Below are 16,289 nucleotides of genomic sequence, written 5' to 3' on the forward strand. Positions count from 1 at the left end.
TACTAAAGGGAAAATCTCTCACAACCTAATCTTTCCTAGCTTTATATATTCAATCCATGGTGCGCAAGCAAATCTGACCACTTCAATTATTACATATCTGACCATTTCAAAGTGGTCATTCATAGGTATACTGAACATATCAAAAGGGGGTAATAATTATGAATCTTTCATACGGTGGCGTTATCATGGATGTGATTAACGCAGAGCAAGCGAAAGTGGCAGAAGCTGCGGGGGCAGTGGCAATAATGGCATTGGAACGAGTTCCTTCGGATATACGTGCTGAGGGTGGCGTTGCGAGAATGGCAGATCCAAGGATTGTTGAAGAAGTACAGCGAGCGGTTTCGATTCCAGTCATGGCGAAAGCACGTATTGGACATATTTCCGAGGCGAGGGTATTAGAATCACTTAATGTGGACTGCATCGATGAGAGCGAAGTGCTAACACCAGCCGACGAAGAATTCCATCTATTAAAAAGTGAGTTCAGGGTTCCTTTTGTTTGTGGTGCGCGCAACTTGGGGGAAGCTGCCCGCCGTTTAGGTGAAGGAGCTAAAATGCTTCGTACGAAGGGGGAACCAGGTACAGGTAATATCGTAGAAGCCGTACGCCATCTCAGAATGATCAATGCCCAAGTAACTAAGGTTGTGCATATGAACGAGGAAGAGCTGATGACTGAAGCACGAGAACTTGGTGCACCTTATGAACTGTTACAAGCCATTAAAAAAGCAGGAAGACTGCCTGTTCTTAACTACTCAGCAGGTGGCGTCGCAACACCCTCAGATGCAGCATTGATGATGGAATTAGGAGCTGACGGTGTATTCGTTGGTTCAGGCATCTTTAAGTCGGATAATCCTGAAGCATTTGCTCGCGCAATCGTACAGGCAACTGCAGACTACAAAAATTATGATTTAATCGCTAAGCTTTCAAAAGGAATCGGTACACCAATGAAAGGCTTGGAAATCCCAAAACTTGCCAGTCATGAACTAATGGCCACTCGGAGTTTGTAAGACGCTATATAGCTACACCTTCTATATGTAGTGTAGGACGCATTTTTAGTGTAGTAATCCATTCAACAGCAACATGGCTGTTACTGTTAACTTTCCAAAACCATTCATATTAAAAACCCCATCGAACCCGAATTCCGGAGTCGATGGGGTTTCATCAATTTAATAAGCGCGTGCAAACCAAACAGTATGCTTTGCTTCTTTACCACAGTTGATGCACGTATGCTTTTCAACTGGTGGATTGAATGGAATGTTACGTGTCGTGAACTTTGTTTCTTCCTTTACGTGCTCTTCACACGCGTCATCTCCACACCAGCCTGCAAGAATCCACCCAGGGATTACATTGTTTTCTTGAGATGTAGCAATATGACTAGTGAGCTCATCTAATGTTTCAATGTTCGTATGAGAATGCTCATCACGGAACGCACGCGCCTTTTCTAACAAGCGGCTTTGCATCGTTGTCAGTTGGTTTTCGATTTCTGAGACCAAACTTTCTAATGCAAATGCGTCTTTACCTTCTACATCACGCATTTTCAACATAGCCTGTGCGTTCTCCAAATCACGTGGTCCAAGTTCAACGCGAACTGGCACGCCTTTTAGTTCCCACTCGTTAAATTTATAACCTGGCGACTGATCCGAGTCATCCAAACGTACACGAATTCCTTTTGATTTCAACTCGGCATAGATTTCATCAAGTTTTTCCATAATCGCAGGATTCTTTTTCCAAGGACCTACTGGGATTAACACAACTTGAGTTGGTGCAACGCGCGGTGGCAACACAAGGCCTTGTTCATCGCCGTGAACCATAATGACAGAACCGATTAGGCGAGTTGATGTTCCCCAAGAAGTCGTATGAACGAATTCATGCTTATTTTCTTTTGTCAGGAATTTAATATCAAACGCTTCTGCAAACTTTGAACCAAGATAATGAGATGTACCTGCTTGAACTGCTTTTCCGTCCTTCATCATCGCTTCGATAGAATACGTATCCACCGCTCCTGCGAAACGCTCTGATGGTGTTTTTTGACCATCGTATACCGGTATGGCTAGAAGCTCTTCTACGACTTCTTTGTAAATGTTCAACATTTGCATCGTTTCGTGACGCGCTTCTTCTTCATTGGCATGAGCAGTATGACCCTCTTGCCATAGGAACTCGGATGTACGAATGAATGGTAATGTCTTCTTCTCCCAACGGAATACGTTCGCCCATTGGTTGATAAGAACTGGAAGATCACGATAGCTCTTGATCCAGTCGGAATATAAGTGACCAATCATTGTTTCTGAGGTTGGACGAAGCGCAAGTTTTTCTTCAAGTGGCTCTCCAGCCGCTTCTGTCACCCAAGGCAATTCAGGAGCGAATCCTTCGATATGATCCTTTTCTTTTTGGAAGAAGGATTCCGGTATCAACATTGGGAAATAAGCATTACGATGTCCCGTTTCTTTGAATCGGCGGTTCATCTCATCTTGAATATGCTCCCAAATTTCAAAGCCATCTGGTTTGAACGCGATACATCCACGTACTGGTGTATAATCCATTAAATCTGCTTTTTGAATCGTGTCAATATACCACTTCGAAAAATCATTCTGTTGCGTGTTTGACATGTCTATTCCTCCTGTTCAATGATTGTGTGTGAAGTCTTTATCCACAAAAAAACACAAAGACATCCTCTGTAAAAGGACGTCTTTGTGTTTTGGACGCGGTACCACCTTAGTTCGACTAATAAGCGAAAATCTGCAAATTAGCCCTCTATCGTTTCGTAACGGGACGAACCGGTCGTGTTTACACGACATCTCGGTGGTAGGATTCAACAAGAAGAGGTGATAGAGCTTTCAGCAAAGCGCTCTATTTTCTGTTTCACAATTCTTATCTACTTGGCCACTTCATCGATCATTATTTCCTATACTATACCAAACAATCGTTTCCTAAACAATGGTGAAAAGCATTCCATCCCCCACCAATGAAAAACAGTTGCATATCCAAATAAACTCAACCAATTACAGAGTTCACTATATAGTTGGCGATTCACAAAATTGCAACCTCTGTCCGAGTGACAATAATAGATGTTTTCGATTTTCACTACATAAGCTCACTAGGAGGCCGCATTCCAGAAAAGATCCTACGAATTATGGCTTTCTTGGTGAGAGGCTTGTACCAATCAGCGGAAGGTTGACTTCACTGAGTACGGGTATACTGCTACAAAGGAGTGAGATCTATGAACTCATCACAACAAAACCCGTCAAATTCTCCAATTGAAGCCGTTGATGTGATTGAACAAGTTGCTGGGACCCATAAGGGATATCGAAGAGCCCACGCAAAAGGAATTGGATTAAATGCTATTTTCACACCAAACAACAACGCGAAACCTTTTACTCAAGCTTCATTTTTACAAGGAGAAGCTCAAAACGTCATTGTGCGCTTTTCTCATAGTTCTCCTATACCCGGTACTTCTGAGAAACTGATCCCCATTAAAGGTATGGCTGTTCAGTTCCCAATGGCTTCCGGTAATCCAATCTCTCTCGTAATGGCCAATGTACCGGTGTTTCCAACTAAAACACCAGAAGCATTTGTGCGCCTTATCCAAGCAGTTGGCGGAAAGAATCTATCGTTAAAAGAAAAACTCGCCACACTTAGTAAGGACACGGAATTCAAAACCATCCCCCCATTACTGAAACAACTGAAGACTCCTGCGAGCTTTGCAACTACTCAATACTGGGCACTCCATGCTTATATTCTTGATACCTCTTCAGGTGAACGTCAGGCTGTTCGCTTCTCTTTCGTACCTGTAGCTAAGGAAGACAAGCTTCCCTTCACTACAAAAGATATGGAATTGGAGTTACTGGAACGCATGGTGGATTCCCCTGTGAGTTTCAGACTACTCATGACTCTTGCAGCTCCAGAAGACCCGATAGACGACCCATCTAAATCATGGCCAGAAGATCGAATGGTAATCGATATTGGAAATCTAGTACTCACTGAAAAACGAGTAGATCTTGCAGAAAATCATTTATTTGATCCTACAAACGAAGCTCTTGGGTTCAGTTGCTCAGATGATCCTGTGCTCCATTACAGATCTAAGGTGTATGCAGAATCCTACCACAGACGTTCATCTGAAATCTAGAAAACCTCTGGCCAGACATCCCGTAAGCAACTCATTCCTCTTGTGCTCATTTAGTTTTGACATTGTTAAATAGGGGGAACTTTAAGTTAATCGAGCTGGAATAAGAAGGAATTCCTAAGATTGCTTTAATGAGTAAAATAGAAGGTAAGGTGCTAGTTTATCATCCGGATACATATACTCAACCGCCGCCCTATAAACTGCCTCTTCAACTGATTGGCAGTTTTTTGATGGAGTTACTGTTTACTTTGAGTCAACTCTTGAAACCGCTCAAATACTTCTGTTTCATCGAACGTACTGAACCAGACATAGTCTTCTTTGTCTAATATCCGAAAGTGCTGGCTGATCATATTTTGTTGGATTCTGAACTCTTTTGCACCTCTTATTTCTTTCCACCAAACCTTCCCTCCGAGTGTCTTCCCTTTCGGACGATCCAAACCATTGTGGGAAATGGTTCGGATGACCTCTATTGGTGCATCTCCTAAAAGCGATTGGATAATTTCACTATCGGAAAATAGTGCAACAATCGCTACAACAACTGTCCAACTAGCAGTTGTACGATTTTTTTCTATTTGAACAAGCGTTTTCTTGGATATGCCTAAAATAGAGGCCATTGTGTCTTGTGAATAACCAGCTTCCGTACGGATGAGGATGGCACGGTGTGAGATTTGCTCTATCAGTTGTTCTGGATTCATAGGAATCCCCCTTTCATAACAGTGTAATACTACACTTATCAAAGCAACTTTACAATGTAACTGTGTATCTGGCAACTTGTTTTTTCCATTTCCGTCTTGTTACTAACGAATGAATTAGAAAATTAGGTACCTGGAAATGGAGCGATTTAGATGAAAAAGGGGAAACGTTTATTGTTTGGGATGATTATTGGTTTTTTCATGATTTTCGCATGGTGGTTCGCAACAGGCCAGGCGATGAAAGAAGCGCAAAATAAGCGCGCTGACGGGAACTATTCGATTGCAGTTGTTCTCGGAGCAAAAGTAAATGAAACGACACCTTCACTTGCACTCAGATATCGGTTAGAGGCTGCTCTTTCCTATGCAGAGAGCCATCCGAACGTAACACTCGTTCTTTCAGGAGGACAAGGGCACGATGAAGGCATTAGCGAAGCACAAGCCATGGTGAATTATTTATCAGCACAAGGATTTCCTGAAAACCGAATGATTATCGAGGATCAGTCTACTTCCACATATGAAAACCTAGTCAACACAAAAAAACTACTCCCTCAAAGCATTACAGGTGTCACGTTAATCACAAGTGATTACCACCTAGCACGTGCCGGATACCTAGCTGAAAAAGTGGGCTATGAATGGGATGCCATCCCCGCCAAGACCCCCAAAGTTGTGGAAGCTAAAGTTCGATTCCGTGAACGGCTTGCCTTGTTAAAAACATGGATTGTTGGAAAATAACTACGAACATCCTATTCAAATAGGAATTATCAAAAAACATATTCTCCTCTGAATTTTACTATGGTAGTCTTAGGAAGTGTCACTAGTAAAAGGGGGAGGTATGGGCAATGCGCGTACTTACGAAATGGTCAAATACCATCATGGAAAGATATTTACCAGATCCGTACATATTTGTAGCAATACTCACACTCGTTGTATTTGGATTAGGTCTTGGGTTAACAGACTCAGGACCACTCGATATGGTCGTCTACTGGGGAGATGGCTTTTGGGGGTTACTGTCATTTACAATGCAAATGGTAATCGTGCTCGTAGCTGGGCATGTATTAGCTAGTAGTCCACTATTTAAAAAGGGACTGAGCAGTTTAGCAAGTCTCGCAAAGTCACCTGGTTCCGCAATCGTTCTAGTTACAGTTGTTTCTCTAATTGCGTGTTGGATTAACTGGGGGTTCGGTTTGGTCATTGGTGCTTTGTTTGCAAAAGAAATTGCAAAGAAAGTTAAGACAGTCGATTATCGATTACTGATTGCTAGTGCTTACTCAGGTTTCATTGTCTGGCACGGAGGGCTTGGTGGTTCAATCCCACTTTCCATCGCAACCGCTGATCATCCATTTGCAGACATCATGGGAGTTGTTCCAACATCTGAGACGATCTTTTCTACATATAATCTCATCATTGTTGGTATTCTTTTTATCACACTACCTATTTTGAACAGGTTTATGATGCCTAAACCGGAAGAAACGGTGGCGGTTGACCCGACACTTTTAGAGGACGAACTTATTGTAGAAGAAATCACTGAACACACACCTGCTTCACGCTTGGAAAACAGCTGGATTCTCTCCATGGTTATTGGTGCTCTGGGACTTGTCTATTTAGTTCACCACTTCGCTGTAAATGGGTTTGACTTGAATTTAAATATCGTGAATTTGATATTCTTCATATTAGGGATCATCTTCCACGGTACACCAAAACTTTTCCTTGCCGCTGTTGCCAATGCTGTAAAAACAGCTGGTGGCATTATTATTCAGTTTCCATTCTATGCGGGGATTATGGGCATGATGGTCACCTCTGGATTAGCCGGCGTGATCTCTGAAGGATTCGTTAATATCTCGACTACAGCTACATTCCCACTATTTTCATTCTATGCAGCTGGAATCGTTAACTTCTTTGTTCCTTCTGGCGGTGGACAATGGGCTGTTCAAGCGCCAATTATGTTGGATGCGGCTCAGCAGTTAGGGGTCAGTTATTCTAAAACTGCAATGGCAATTGCTTGGGGCGATGCTTGGACGAATATGATTCAACCGTTTTGGGCACTTCCTGCACTTGCAATCGCAGGACTTCGTGCTAAAGACATTATGGGATACTGTGTGTTCGTTCTTGTGCTCAGTGGTATCGTTATTAGTGTCGGACTATACTTCTTCTAAGCGTTTCTGAACATGAAACAGAGGCACCATTCCGCTCAAAATTGAACGAAATGGTGCCTCTTCCTTTAGTCATCCTTTTATTAATGAATGACACTCCCTATTATTTGGATTGACGCATTGGGAGCATATCTTTGTACCATTTCACAATCTTTTTGAGAACAGCTTATTTTAAAAATTGTTCTTTAAAGTAGTTCAGTTGGTAATCTAAAGTTATAGAATCGTTAAACATAAAGGCATTCCCATCCACTTCAATTACATGGTCATTCTTCACGGCAGGCATTTCTTTATATAGTTCTGTCTCTTGATAGGAATTATCTTGGTCATTGTATTTACTTACAACCAAGTAGTCCCCAACATAGTCAGATAATACTTCAGATGAAATCATGTAGTATCCTTCTTTACTTGTCATTTCTTTTACTTTTTCAGGCATTTTAAGACCCATTGCTTGATAAAGAACCTCTGTCCCTCTTCCCCAACTATTGCCGAGAATCCCTATATCTTTATCGTAACTTTCCATTACAGTCACTGTTGAATCTTCGCCAACTTTTGCTTTAATTTTAGTTCCTACAGCAGTGGCACGTTTTTTGAAGTCATCAATCCAGGCTTGAGCTTCTTTTTCTTTGTTTACCAATTTACCAATTTCTAAATGCTGAGTTAAATAATCGACCTTATTGTACGTATAGCTAACTGTTGGAGCAATTTTTTTCATCCTATCTAAATTATTATTATCACTGTCTCCAATAATTAAATCTGGTTTTAATTCAATAATTTTCTCTAGATCCTCATCTGAAACAGTTGTAACATCTTTTAATTGATCTTTAAATAATGGACTTGCCTTTGACCACTCGTCCACCCCTACGATATTGATGCCAAGTGCGATTAAGTCTCCTGCATTACCTGTCAAAACTACTACTCTTTTCGGATGAGCGGGTACTTCAATAGGTCCGTTTTCAGACTGATATGTAATTGTTTCACTCTCATCTTCTTTATTTGAATCCTCTGCTGCCTGATTCTTTGTGCTATTGCCACAGGCACTAATAATTAGTACACACATGATAATGAAAGGTAGTAGTAATTTTTTCAATTTGTGATTCTCCTTCATATTTGTTATGATTTCTATCGTTTCCTACGCGGTAATGATAATGATAATCATTACCATTCAAAATAATAGTCTTCTTTTAATTTCTTGTCAATAGCTTCTTAAGCAAAATTCCCCATTTCTACGGGCGTTGGCTCACAATATCCTGGACAGAAAATATTTTGGAGAACTATCAATCGTTCTATACCTTTGAAAATTAGACTCAAAAATAGCCTTGTTAAAAACAATTTAACAAGGCTACTTTAACTATCTTCTTTTATAATCCTAATTTGTTGAAGTAGAAAATGGGCTCAAAGCCAAAATCTGTTCTTACAAATTTTCTAGACATTCACCATGCAGGATTGTAGCGGAAAGCGTCCGCCTGAAGCGAAAATCCTATAGCGGTTATCTTGCAGTCAAGCACATTTTTTGTGGAGAACCAGAAAATATCGTTAATAAACTTCTTGATTGATTTCTTGTTTCCACAACAGAATTTCATTAGCAACTTTTTCAGGATAGTCCCAATGAAGGTGATGTTTAGTGTTTTCTACACCTATTACCTTTAATACGTTAATGCCTTTTTTAATTTCCTGCACTCCCGTTTTTCGGGCTGAATCTGTTGGTTCAATTGTTGCATGAAGTAATAAAACCGGACACTGAATACTGTCAAACGTGGTTGAACAAGGTTCTTTATAGAATGCCTTAATAATTGCTTGAATACTGAAAACATCAGCCTTAAATACATAGTTGTCTTTAACCTTTTTAAAGCTAGTTGCTATTAACGAATTAAGGCTTTCATCCCATTGCTTTGTTGTGTAACTTTGGTATTCTTTGGCCACTTCGTCCCAAGAACCATATATACTGGATTCAACATATTGCTTCCAATCTATCAAGGCTTTTTCCTCTGTCAGTCCATCAACATGTTCAGGAAACGCATATCCTCCGTCTAATAAAATAACGCCACTTACTTTTGCCGGAAATATTTTTGCTACGTGTAGGCAAATATCTGCCCCCCAAGAATGTCCCAACATGTAAAACGGTTTATTCGTAATCTTTTGTATTACTTGATAAATACTCTTTGCTAAGGAGGAGAACATATAATCCTCCTCCAGTTTCAGTGTTTCAGTATCGCCATGCCCCGGATTATCTATAAGAATAAGATGAAAATCATTTATTAGGTATTCAATGAGCCCAGAAAAACTATTTAAATCACCAGTCATTCCGTGCAAACAAACAAGTGAAGGAAGGCTGATATCACCAATTTCACATCCGTGAAAAGTATTGCCGTCAATGGCTATTTGAAACTTCTTCAAATCTATTCCTCCCCACCATTTTTCCTATTTGTAGTATTCTACAAATTGCTTGATCCCAGCTAATGTTTCATTTATTGAGTGCAATATCATGGTACCACATCTTTCGTATTTTTAAGAAAGGACGATCCGAGAGTTATTTCGACTCGTTGGATTGTCCTTTTTTTATATTAGCTATTCAGATATTCTTTCACTGCTTGTGATACCACTTTACCTTCAGCGCTGCCAGCAGTTTCTTTCATCATCTGACCGACGACTTGTCCCATAGAACTTTCTTTGCTAATACCAAGTTTAGCGATAAGCTCTTTTACTTCATCGACAGAAAGTTGTTTTGGTAAATAGTGCTCGATAATCGTAATTTTTTCAGTTTCTGCTGCAACAATATCTTCACGATTCGCTTTTTGCCCTTCTTCTAGAGATTGTTTGGTTTGTTTAAGCTCACGTTGAACCACTTTCAACTCTTCTTCTTCCGTCAAATCGCGCTTAAGTTCGAGCTCTTGGTTTTGAATACCTGCCCGTAGTAAATTAATAACACCTTTTTTAACGGTGTCCTTCTCTTTCATTGCTGTTTTCATATCAGCCATTAATGTCTTTTTTAGTTCCGACATTGCAATCCCTCATTTCAGAAAGTACGTTCACTTCTAGTATACAAAAAAAATCACGATACCACACTCTCCATGCCTTCATGGGATCACTACGAAAAAAAGAGTCACAACTTCACCATCAAAAACTAAATAAAGAAGCTCGGACCAGGAATAGTCCGAGCTTCTTTGTTCTGTTATCGTGCGAGTCTCTTTTCAACATCATCAACAATATCTTGAACCGAGTTTCCCTCGATACTAACAATAGGGAAATCATATTGGTCTACATTGACATCACTCAATGCACGGATCACACCGAAATCATAGCCACTTACTTTTTCGTCAGATTCAAACATTTTCACTTCATGTCCTTTTTCCTCTAGCGCTTGTTTCACATCATCGAATGGTTTTTCAACTGCAATTTTAGCCATTATACCTTCCTCCTCATAGTAGTATTGTTTATATTTTGCTAATACTAGTATCATTCCCTTCAAGTGCCAGACTAAACTTTTCCATTCTAACGAACTCCCTATCCTTTCACCTATATCACTCTACTATGACCTATTAATGAGGTTCGTGTTCCATTGTATCGGGTATTCTTGATAAGAAGATACGATAAGGAAGTGACGATGCTTGTTTGGGATTTCAGATTTAATCGCTCTTGTTATTTCAGCTTTTATTATATTGCCTGTTGTATTGTTTATACGAGAATTTGGGTATTTGTCAGTTACTCTGCTGTTCGGTGTGAAAAACCCTAGAATCACAGTCGGCTCTGGCCCGCGGATTTTTAAATTCTGGATTTTTGATATTCGTAAATACTACCATTTGTATAGTTGGTTTTCCTTCGATGATATTAAACGTAAGAGTAACTTTTCGTATATTATGATCTATGCTGCTCCGATCCTAACAAATATTATCGTTGCTCTAGCGCTGAATACCCTAATAGCAAACGGTTTCTTGCAGGACCAGTTGAGGTTTTGGGATCGGTTCATATTTTATGTGTTTTTCTATGTATTGTTCGATGCCGTACCTATGCTTGTTACGAATGGAAAACCGAATAATGGAATGATCATCTACGAGCTCATCCGCTATGGTAAACGAGTTGACTATAATAAGGATGACATTATTCCCTCTACGACACAAGTAGATGAAGAGTATGAAGAAGAAATGAAAAAGATTGAAAAGATGCACGAGGAAATTGAACACTTAAAAGCAGATAATGATGAAGAACCCACTCCGGAACCACAAGTTGTTGGAAATGAGATTCATGAAGATTTTAAAGAAACTGCAGAGACCGAGGCAAAAGAGGAATTGGCAAAAGAACAGAAAGAAAACGAGAAAAAGGAAGGAACCTGATAATATCCAGGCTCCTTCCCTTTTTACAGTCTCACCATAATATGCTCACCGTTGACATCACGTTCTTCAATAAAATTAAAACCTAACTTTTCATACAGTCGAACTGCACCTTCATTTTCAGGATAGACGCTTAGGAAAATAGGTTGCTCCCCATAGTCTTGTGTTACGGTTTCAACAAGTTTCTTCATAAATTTTGTACCAAGACCTCGTCCTTGAAACTGTTCATCAATGAGCAGTCGGTCAATCCACAACCTTCCTTGTGGACCTTCCCCTTTGAAAAAACCATACATAGCAAATCCAACAAGTTCCTGGTTGGCATAGAGCCCTACTGGTTTAAATTGCTTCCATTCCAAAGAATCTTCCAGACATTGGTAAGGTGTTTCTATATAATCTTTTTGTGACTGGGCAACTTTCAATTCGAGGATATCCCGATAGTTCGTTGCCGTTACGTCATGAATTTCTAGATTCACGACTATTCAACCCTTTCTGTTGCACCGCATAAGAAAGTTATGCTTATGTGCGTTACATTTGACTGGACGTCACTTCTCAACATTAGGTTTCATACGTTCGTCTTCTATATGAATTAGCTCAAATTCATCAACAGTTTCAAGCAACATACTTAGAATAATTTTGTTTTCCAAAATAGGCCCTTTCACCTTTACGAGTGATTTTACGTTTTTCGATGCTAATTTCCTGAGAGTGATAAGACTTCTTAGAAAAGTTGTAATTCATCGCCTGTTACAGGGATAGCAAGTAGAAATAGGTATTGCAGTGAAAATGCTTCAACTGTCCATACTGAACAGTCAGTAGCAAATGTAGAAATTCATGCAAATAAGAAACATTTTGCGAATTTAACTGTGTCCTGTACTGGATGATTAGATGATTCACGTTCAAGTAGCACAAGTAACGTTGTAATTGTGGAAACACCTATCAAGATATCGTTTTGTCCAAACAATACACCAAATAGTAAAATGTACGCCCTCATTCCAACAAACACAAGGGTATTCCAACAATATTTTTCTTTGTCTACATTTCTTTCATTACTTTTCAATGCTTCTCCAATTATTAGGAAACAGGTTCAACTATTTACCTTAACTTTATAAGTTTTTTTCAACTAACAGATGCTCTTAATTTTGTTTAAATAATATCAGGACTTAAGCCTTTTTACTTTTGCATTACGGAAGTATCATCTTTAGCTTTAGTGAAACTCTATTGGAAAAGAACCGTATCATACACAGCATACCCAATTAGGAGGCACTCTACATATGAAGAAAACTGTTTTTTTGCTACTTATACTTCTTTTACTTCCAGCCTGTAGTCCAGATAGAAATACTTCGCAGAAACAAAGCGCCGCTGACGCACATGCAACTAAAGAGAATTCAGAACAATCACGTAATAAAGAAGAAGATACTATACCACCTACTTCTAAAGAAACTGCGGATAGTGAGACACCTGAAGAAAATCAAGATGAAGACGGAGATTTGTATGACTTAGCGAAAATACAAACGGTTGAGATTCCATCTGTCTATGACAAGGAAGGGAATTTTCCTGATAATCTTACCCAAGAAGAATATGAAAAGTTATCCAAAGAACAAGGGATCGTCCGCTATGCACCTGACGATCATCCGATCAGAGGCATTACGAGCCAAGGCGGTAAGGTAACTAATGTAACTAATTTAACGGATGCTTTGATCGACATTGCAGAAAGTCGTGCTTATCAATTATCAGATTCGGTAGTCCCTGAAGCCTATCAATTATTTTTACAAACACGAGCTGACGAATTCGCTAATACTCCAGATTCCCAATATCGTACTTGGGAAGAAGCGACCAACCTAGAGCGAAGCATCATGCAAATTGTTCTTCTGACTGCTCCTTCTCTAAATGATCTTGGATATCTCATTGAGAATGATGAATTTGAACACCCTGTATTTCCAATCATTCAAGAGGATTTTTTCAACCTCGGTTCTCCGACTGTGTTAGTTCCAGGACCACAGACCGGAACAGACCTGGCACTATTTGAAGAGATGATGAAGATGAAATCGATGTGGGAAGAACTTGGAAAATTTGAAAACCCTTCCGAAAACAAAGAAGCGTTTGAAGAAACATACAAAACACTTCGTAGTGAAACAAATAACATAATCGTTCGTGTCAATTACGCACTGACCGAGTAATGAACCTAAAAAATCCCGCTTTGCACGCATTGTGCAAAGCGGGATTTTTTCAGGCTGCATTAGCAGCTTCTAGACGTTTTTCAGTTCTCGTGACAAGGTATATACTTGCTTCATATAGACCAATCATTGGGATTAGAATAATGAGCTGACTGAAGAAATCAGGTGGAGTAATGAGTGCGGATACAACTCCGAGGACTACATATGACCACTTTCTAACTTTTTTCATAGAACCTGATGTAAGAACTCCAATCGCGGAAAGAAATAGCGCGACAACAGGTAATTCAAACAGTAAACCAATTGGCATCGTTGTCAGCAAAAGAAAGCGTGCATATTCTTGAGCTGAAACCATCACGTCAAAGTTCATCTCACCGAGGGAGACTAAGAATTTGTAACTTAGCGGGTTCACAATGTAGTAACCAAATGCTAAACCCACTACGAACAAAATTAGAATTGCAGGTGAGTAAAGACTTAAGAAACGACTTTCTTTCTCGTTTAACCCCGGTTTCACAAACTGCCATAAAAAATGACAGAGAAATGGCACAGAAAGACCGAATGCTAATGCCGCTGAAATGGTCGTGTAAAACGATATGACCTCCATCGGACTCAAAACAATTAACTTGTACCCCCGTGTAATATAAGGGAACCAAACATTAATGGTGCTGAAGGCGGCAATGAAGAACAGCAAGAAAACAGCAATACTTTTAATCAGCTGTTTTCGTAATTCTGTTAGGTGTTCAACGAGGTTGGATTCTTCTCCTTCACCGTCTTCTTCAACTACTTTTTTTTCTTTTGTCTTTTTTGGTGGAATATTCGTTGGATAACCGTTTTCATCGGTATAAGGTGCTTGTTCTGGCGTCTTCAGTACTTCCTCATCCGCAACACTAGATTTGGCTTCTAAAGACTTTTCAGCTGCTTCTTTATTGTTTTCATCCAACGGATTTAAGTTTTCGTGATTACTATTGGGATCCATCTTATCACCTACTTCTCTATATCAGAAGTTTTTTTAGCTTCAACTTTTTCATCATCATCCATGATGTCTTTTGCAGACTTTTTAAATTCTGCAAGTGTCTTTCCGACTGCTGAACCAACTTCAGGTAATTTACGAGGTCCGAATAAAATAAGTACAATCACAAGAATGATAATTAGCCCTGGTACTCCGATAGCTGCTAAGTTCATGCCTTTCATCCCCTTTCTCATTTTTAAAGACTACCTACATATTGGCAGTGCAAATGACTAATTAGAGCAAAACGCGGTTCAAGTGGTCAATCGTTGTTGTTAGACGCTAACCACCTAATTAGTAACTGGTCCCTTTCCACGTCAAAAGAGATCGACACTTTGTAATTACCCCTTATTAAAGGATTAGGAACCTCAATATGAAAAAATTTTTATTGCCCTTTTCAAGTATGCAAAAAGCTCGGCATAACATTGGATGAAGATTTCTTCTCATCGTTTAGTTATATCCCAATCCCATTACAAATAATCGAAGGCACAAATTTTTTCACTAGTAACTGAACCATACAACTAACCTCAAGTCGGCAATAGTGTAATATTGCCTGTTAGTTGCTTATGAAAACACTGAAGATATATAACAACTCTATGTCGAACATTGTCGATAAGACACTTTATTTTATCAAAGCCAAATAGAGCGGTCAATAAGTATTTCGGATTAGGAAATAATTATACATAAATCTCTCCACCCACTCTTGAATGATTTTATAACCTGTTGGCAGCCGTTCCACTCCGTGTCATTCCGTCTGTGATGACTGGTGCTGGTATTGCCGGTGGTCTGTCGATGGCGTTCAATATTGGATGACGGGCTCCCCACGGTGTGCTCTTTGTGTTCCCCCTAGTGGATTGTAGTTGGGTGCTCTGCTTGATTGCCGTGATTATCGGGTCAATCGTGTCTGCGACTTTAATGGGTTTTTTGAAAAAAGCTGTTGCGGCTTAACCTGAAAAAGGCCGACTTCGCGTGTTGCGATGTCGGCTTTTTCCAGTTAAACAGGTCGGATTGTGATTTCATTGACATTGACATAGTCAGGTTGTGTGACCGCGTAAATAACAGCTTTTGCGATGTCTGCTGTTTGAAGCTTCTTACGATCGCCCCAATCATATTGTTCACCTAATCGAGTGTCGACCATTCCTGGAGAAATGTTGGTGACACGGACACCTGTTTTTGCGAGTTCTTTTTCAAGTCCCATAGAGATTGCACGGACGGCAAATTTAGTAGCACTATAGACTGTACTTGTTTTGGTCACTTCTGTTGCAGAAACAGAGGCGATATTGATAAGATGGCCGGCACCTTTTTCAAGCATAGATGGCAGAACAGCATTAATGCCGAACAAGACACCTTTAATGTTGACGTCAATCATTTGCTCCCATTCTTCCGTTTTCCCCGAGCGCACTTCAGCTGTTAGCACTTGTCCTGCATTGTTGACGTAAATATCGACGCCACCGAATGTATCCATTGCTTTAGCTGCGAGAGTCTCCACATCTAATTGGCTGGATACGTCTGTCTTCACAACAAGCACGGATCCTCCATCGGCTGTAAGTTGTTTTGCTAATTCATTTAGCTTATCAATGTTGCGTGCCGCAAGAACAACATTGGCCCCCTGTTCCGAAAGTTCCTTCGCAATGCCTGAGCCAATTCCGCTGCTGGCTCCTGTAACAATTGCAGTTTTCCCTGTAAGTTGTTTCATACAAAATCCCTCCCTCTATAAATGTTGATGTATCAACGGTTTGACCCGTTGTTAGGGTGCCAAAAATATTTTTTTGACACGCAGATAAACAATAATAATTAGATATTTGAATCTTCAAACGTCCATGGGTACGCT

The 16,289-nt window shown here is 39.9% G+C and carries 17 protein-coding genes and 1 other annotated feature; of the genes, 6 read left to right on the plus strand and 11 right to left on the minus strand.

All coding sequences use genetic code 11. From position 1 onward, the window contains the following. Nucleotides 1-158 precede the first annotated feature (158 nt). A complete protein-coding gene (gene pdxS / locus M3197_RS16835) occupies nucleotides 159-1,004 on the plus strand; it encodes a pyridoxal 5'-phosphate synthase lyase subunit PdxS (RefSeq protein WP_432814014.1) in 846 nt (281 codons plus the stop codon). 159 nt (nucleotides 1,005-1,163) lie between these two features. Here the strand turns inward: pdxS and proS are convergent, their stop codons facing one another. Continuing rightward, on the minus strand, nucleotides 1,164-2,603 hold the full coding sequence (proS, locus tag M3197_RS16840; RefSeq protein WP_251663007.1) for a proline--tRNA ligase: 1,440 nt from the start codon (nucleotides 2,601-2,603) through the stop codon (nucleotides 1,164-1,166). A gap of 69 nt (nucleotides 2,604-2,672) precedes the next feature. Then, nucleotides 2,673-2,895 (minus strand) — a binding site (T-box leader). 319 nt (nucleotides 2,896-3,214) lie between these two features. Between proS and M3197_RS16845 the strand changes: the two genes are divergently transcribed. Further along, complete coding sequence (locus M3197_RS16845; protein ID WP_251663009.1) at nucleotides 3,215-4,120, plus strand: catalase; 906 nt, start codon at nucleotides 3,215-3,217, stop codon at nucleotides 4,118-4,120. A gap of 233 nt (nucleotides 4,121-4,353) precedes the next feature. On the opposite strand, the gene M3197_RS16850 is transcribed toward M3197_RS16845, so the two are convergent. Continuing rightward, on the minus strand, nucleotides 4,354-4,812 hold the full coding sequence (locus tag M3197_RS16850) for a helix-turn-helix transcriptional regulator (protein WP_251663011.1): 459 nt from the start codon (nucleotides 4,810-4,812) through the stop codon (nucleotides 4,354-4,356). A gap of 150 nt (nucleotides 4,813-4,962) precedes the next feature. Between M3197_RS16850 and M3197_RS16855 the strand changes: the two genes are divergently transcribed. Together M3197_RS16855 and M3197_RS16860 are read left to right on the plus strand one after the other, a co-directional pair. Beyond that, a complete protein-coding gene (locus M3197_RS16855) occupies nucleotides 4,963-5,541 on the plus strand; it encodes a YdcF family protein (RefSeq protein ID WP_251663012.1) in 579 nt (192 codons plus the stop codon). A 107-nt stretch (nucleotides 5,542-5,648) separates the two neighbouring features. Further along, the gene (locus M3197_RS16860; RefSeq protein ID WP_251663015.1) at nucleotides 5,649-6,962 is read left to right on the plus strand and encodes a short-chain fatty acid transporter; all 1,314 of its coding nucleotides are present in this window, start codon (nucleotides 5,649-5,651) and stop codon (nucleotides 6,960-6,962) included. Nucleotides 6,963-7,125: 163 nt separating this feature from the next. On the opposite strand, the gene M3197_RS16865 is transcribed toward M3197_RS16860, so the two are convergent. From M3197_RS16865 to M3197_RS16880, 4 genes are all read right to left on the minus strand, one after another. Then, nucleotides 7,126-8,046 carry an iron-hydroxamate ABC transporter substrate-binding protein gene (locus tag M3197_RS16865; protein WP_251663017.1) on the minus strand — a complete coding sequence of 307 codons (921 nt, stop codon included), beginning with the start codon at nucleotides 8,044-8,046 and terminating at the stop codon, nucleotides 7,126-7,128. Nucleotides 8,047-8,492: 446 nt separating this feature from the next. Further along, on the minus strand, nucleotides 8,493-9,353 hold the full coding sequence (locus M3197_RS16870) for an alpha/beta fold hydrolase (protein ID WP_251663019.1): 861 nt from the start codon (nucleotides 9,351-9,353) through the stop codon (nucleotides 8,493-8,495). Nucleotides 9,354-9,520: 167 nt separating this feature from the next. Continuing rightward, a complete protein-coding gene (locus M3197_RS16875) occupies nucleotides 9,521-9,958 on the minus strand; it encodes a GatB/YqeY domain-containing protein (RefSeq protein ID WP_251663020.1) in 438 nt (145 codons plus the stop codon). A 170-nt stretch (nucleotides 9,959-10,128) separates the two neighbouring features. Then, complete coding sequence (locus tag M3197_RS16880) at nucleotides 10,129-10,362, minus strand: YkuS family protein (protein WP_125101272.1); 234 nt, start codon at nucleotides 10,360-10,362, stop codon at nucleotides 10,129-10,131. A gap of 202 nt (nucleotides 10,363-10,564) precedes the next feature. On the opposite strand from M3197_RS16880, the gene M3197_RS16885 reads away from it, so the two are divergent. Further along, nucleotides 10,565-11,287, plus strand: a complete 723-nt coding sequence (locus M3197_RS16885; RefSeq protein WP_251663021.1) for a zinc metalloprotease — start codon at nucleotides 10,565-10,567, stop codon at nucleotides 11,285-11,287. Nucleotides 11,288-11,310: 23 nt separating this feature from the next. Here M3197_RS16885 and M3197_RS16890 read toward each other — a convergent pair whose 3' ends face one another. Both M3197_RS16890 and M3197_RS16895 read right to left on the minus strand, forming a co-directional pair. Beyond that, on the minus strand, nucleotides 11,311-11,757 hold the full coding sequence (locus tag M3197_RS16890; protein WP_251663022.1) for a GNAT family N-acetyltransferase: 447 nt from the start codon (nucleotides 11,755-11,757) through the stop codon (nucleotides 11,311-11,313). Between the two features lie 353 nt (nucleotides 11,758-12,110). Beyond that, nucleotides 12,111-12,272, minus strand: coding sequence for a hypothetical protein (locus M3197_RS16895; RefSeq protein WP_251663023.1), 162 nt, complete (start codon nucleotides 12,270-12,272; stop codon nucleotides 12,111-12,113). A gap of 280 nt (nucleotides 12,273-12,552) precedes the next feature. Here M3197_RS16895 and M3197_RS16900 point away from each other — a divergent pair, with 280 nt between their 5' ends. After that, entirely contained in the window at nucleotides 12,553-13,458 is a 906-nt protein-coding gene (locus tag M3197_RS16900; protein ID WP_251663024.1) for a hypothetical protein, read from the plus strand. Nucleotides 13,459-13,507: 49 nt separating this feature from the next. On the opposite strand, the gene tatC is transcribed toward M3197_RS16900, so the two are convergent. The 3 genes from tatC to M3197_RS16920 form a co-directional block, all read right to left on the minus strand. Continuing rightward, nucleotides 13,508-14,428 (minus strand): twin-arginine translocase subunit TatC, encoded by a 921-nt coding sequence (gene tatC, locus M3197_RS16905; protein WP_251663025.1) that lies wholly within the window; start codon nucleotides 14,426-14,428, stop codon nucleotides 13,508-13,510. 8 nt (nucleotides 14,429-14,436) lie between these two features. Continuing rightward, complete coding sequence (gene tatA, locus M3197_RS16910; RefSeq protein WP_251663027.1) at nucleotides 14,437-14,634, minus strand: twin-arginine translocase TatA/TatE family subunit; 198 nt, start codon at nucleotides 14,632-14,634, stop codon at nucleotides 14,437-14,439. 818 nt (nucleotides 14,635-15,452) lie between these two features. Continuing rightward, entirely contained in the window at nucleotides 15,453-16,154 is a 702-nt protein-coding gene (locus M3197_RS16920; RefSeq protein WP_251663029.1) for an SDR family oxidoreductase, read from the minus strand. Nucleotides 16,155-16,289 lie beyond the last annotated feature (135 nt).

It is taken from the genome of Sporosarcina aquimarina, from assembly GCF_023715615.1.
GTDB lineage: Bacteria > Bacillota > Bacilli > Bacillales_A > Planococcaceae > Sporosarcina > Sporosarcina aquimarina_A.

Coding starts and splice junctions, on each gene's coding strand:
- pdxS (WP_432814014.1), top strand. CDS start 159: ATGAATCTTTCATACGGTGGCGTTATCATGGATGTGATTAACGCAGAG.
- proS (WP_251663007.1), bottom strand. CDS start 2,603: ATGTCAAACACGCAACAGAATGATTTTTCGAAGTGGTATATTGACACG.
- M3197_RS16845 (WP_251663009.1), top strand. CDS start 3,215: ATGAACTCATCACAACAAAACCCGTCAAATTCTCCAATTGAAGCCGTT.
- M3197_RS16850 (WP_251663011.1), bottom strand. CDS start 4,812: ATGAATCCAGAACAACTGATAGAGCAAATCTCACACCGTGCCATCCTC.
- M3197_RS16855 (WP_251663012.1), top strand. CDS start 4,963: ATGAAAAAGGGGAAACGTTTATTGTTTGGGATGATTATTGGTTTTTTC.
- M3197_RS16860 (WP_251663015.1), top strand. CDS start 5,649: ATGCGCGTACTTACGAAATGGTCAAATACCATCATGGAAAGATATTTA.
- M3197_RS16875 (WP_251663020.1), bottom strand. CDS start 9,958: ATGTCGGAACTAAAAAAGACATTAATGGCTGATATGAAAACAGCAATG.
- M3197_RS16880 (WP_125101272.1), bottom strand. CDS start 10,362: ATGGCTAAAATTGCAGTTGAAAAACCATTCGATGATGTGAAACAAGCG.
- M3197_RS16895 (WP_251663023.1), bottom strand. CDS start 12,272: ATGAGGGCGTACATTTTACTATTTGGTGTATTGTTTGGACAAAACGAT.
- M3197_RS16900 (WP_251663024.1), top strand. CDS start 12,553: ATGAAGAAAACTGTTTTTTTGCTACTTATACTTCTTTTACTTCCAGCC.
- tatC (WP_251663025.1), bottom strand. CDS start 14,428: ATGGATCCCAATAGTAATCACGAAAACTTAAATCCGTTGGATGAAAAC.
- tatA (WP_251663027.1), bottom strand. CDS start 14,634: ATGAACTTAGCAGCTATCGGAGTACCAGGGCTAATTATCATTCTTGTG.
- M3197_RS16920 (WP_251663029.1), bottom strand. CDS start 16,154: ATGAAACAACTTACAGGGAAAACTGCAATTGTTACAGGAGCCAGCAGC.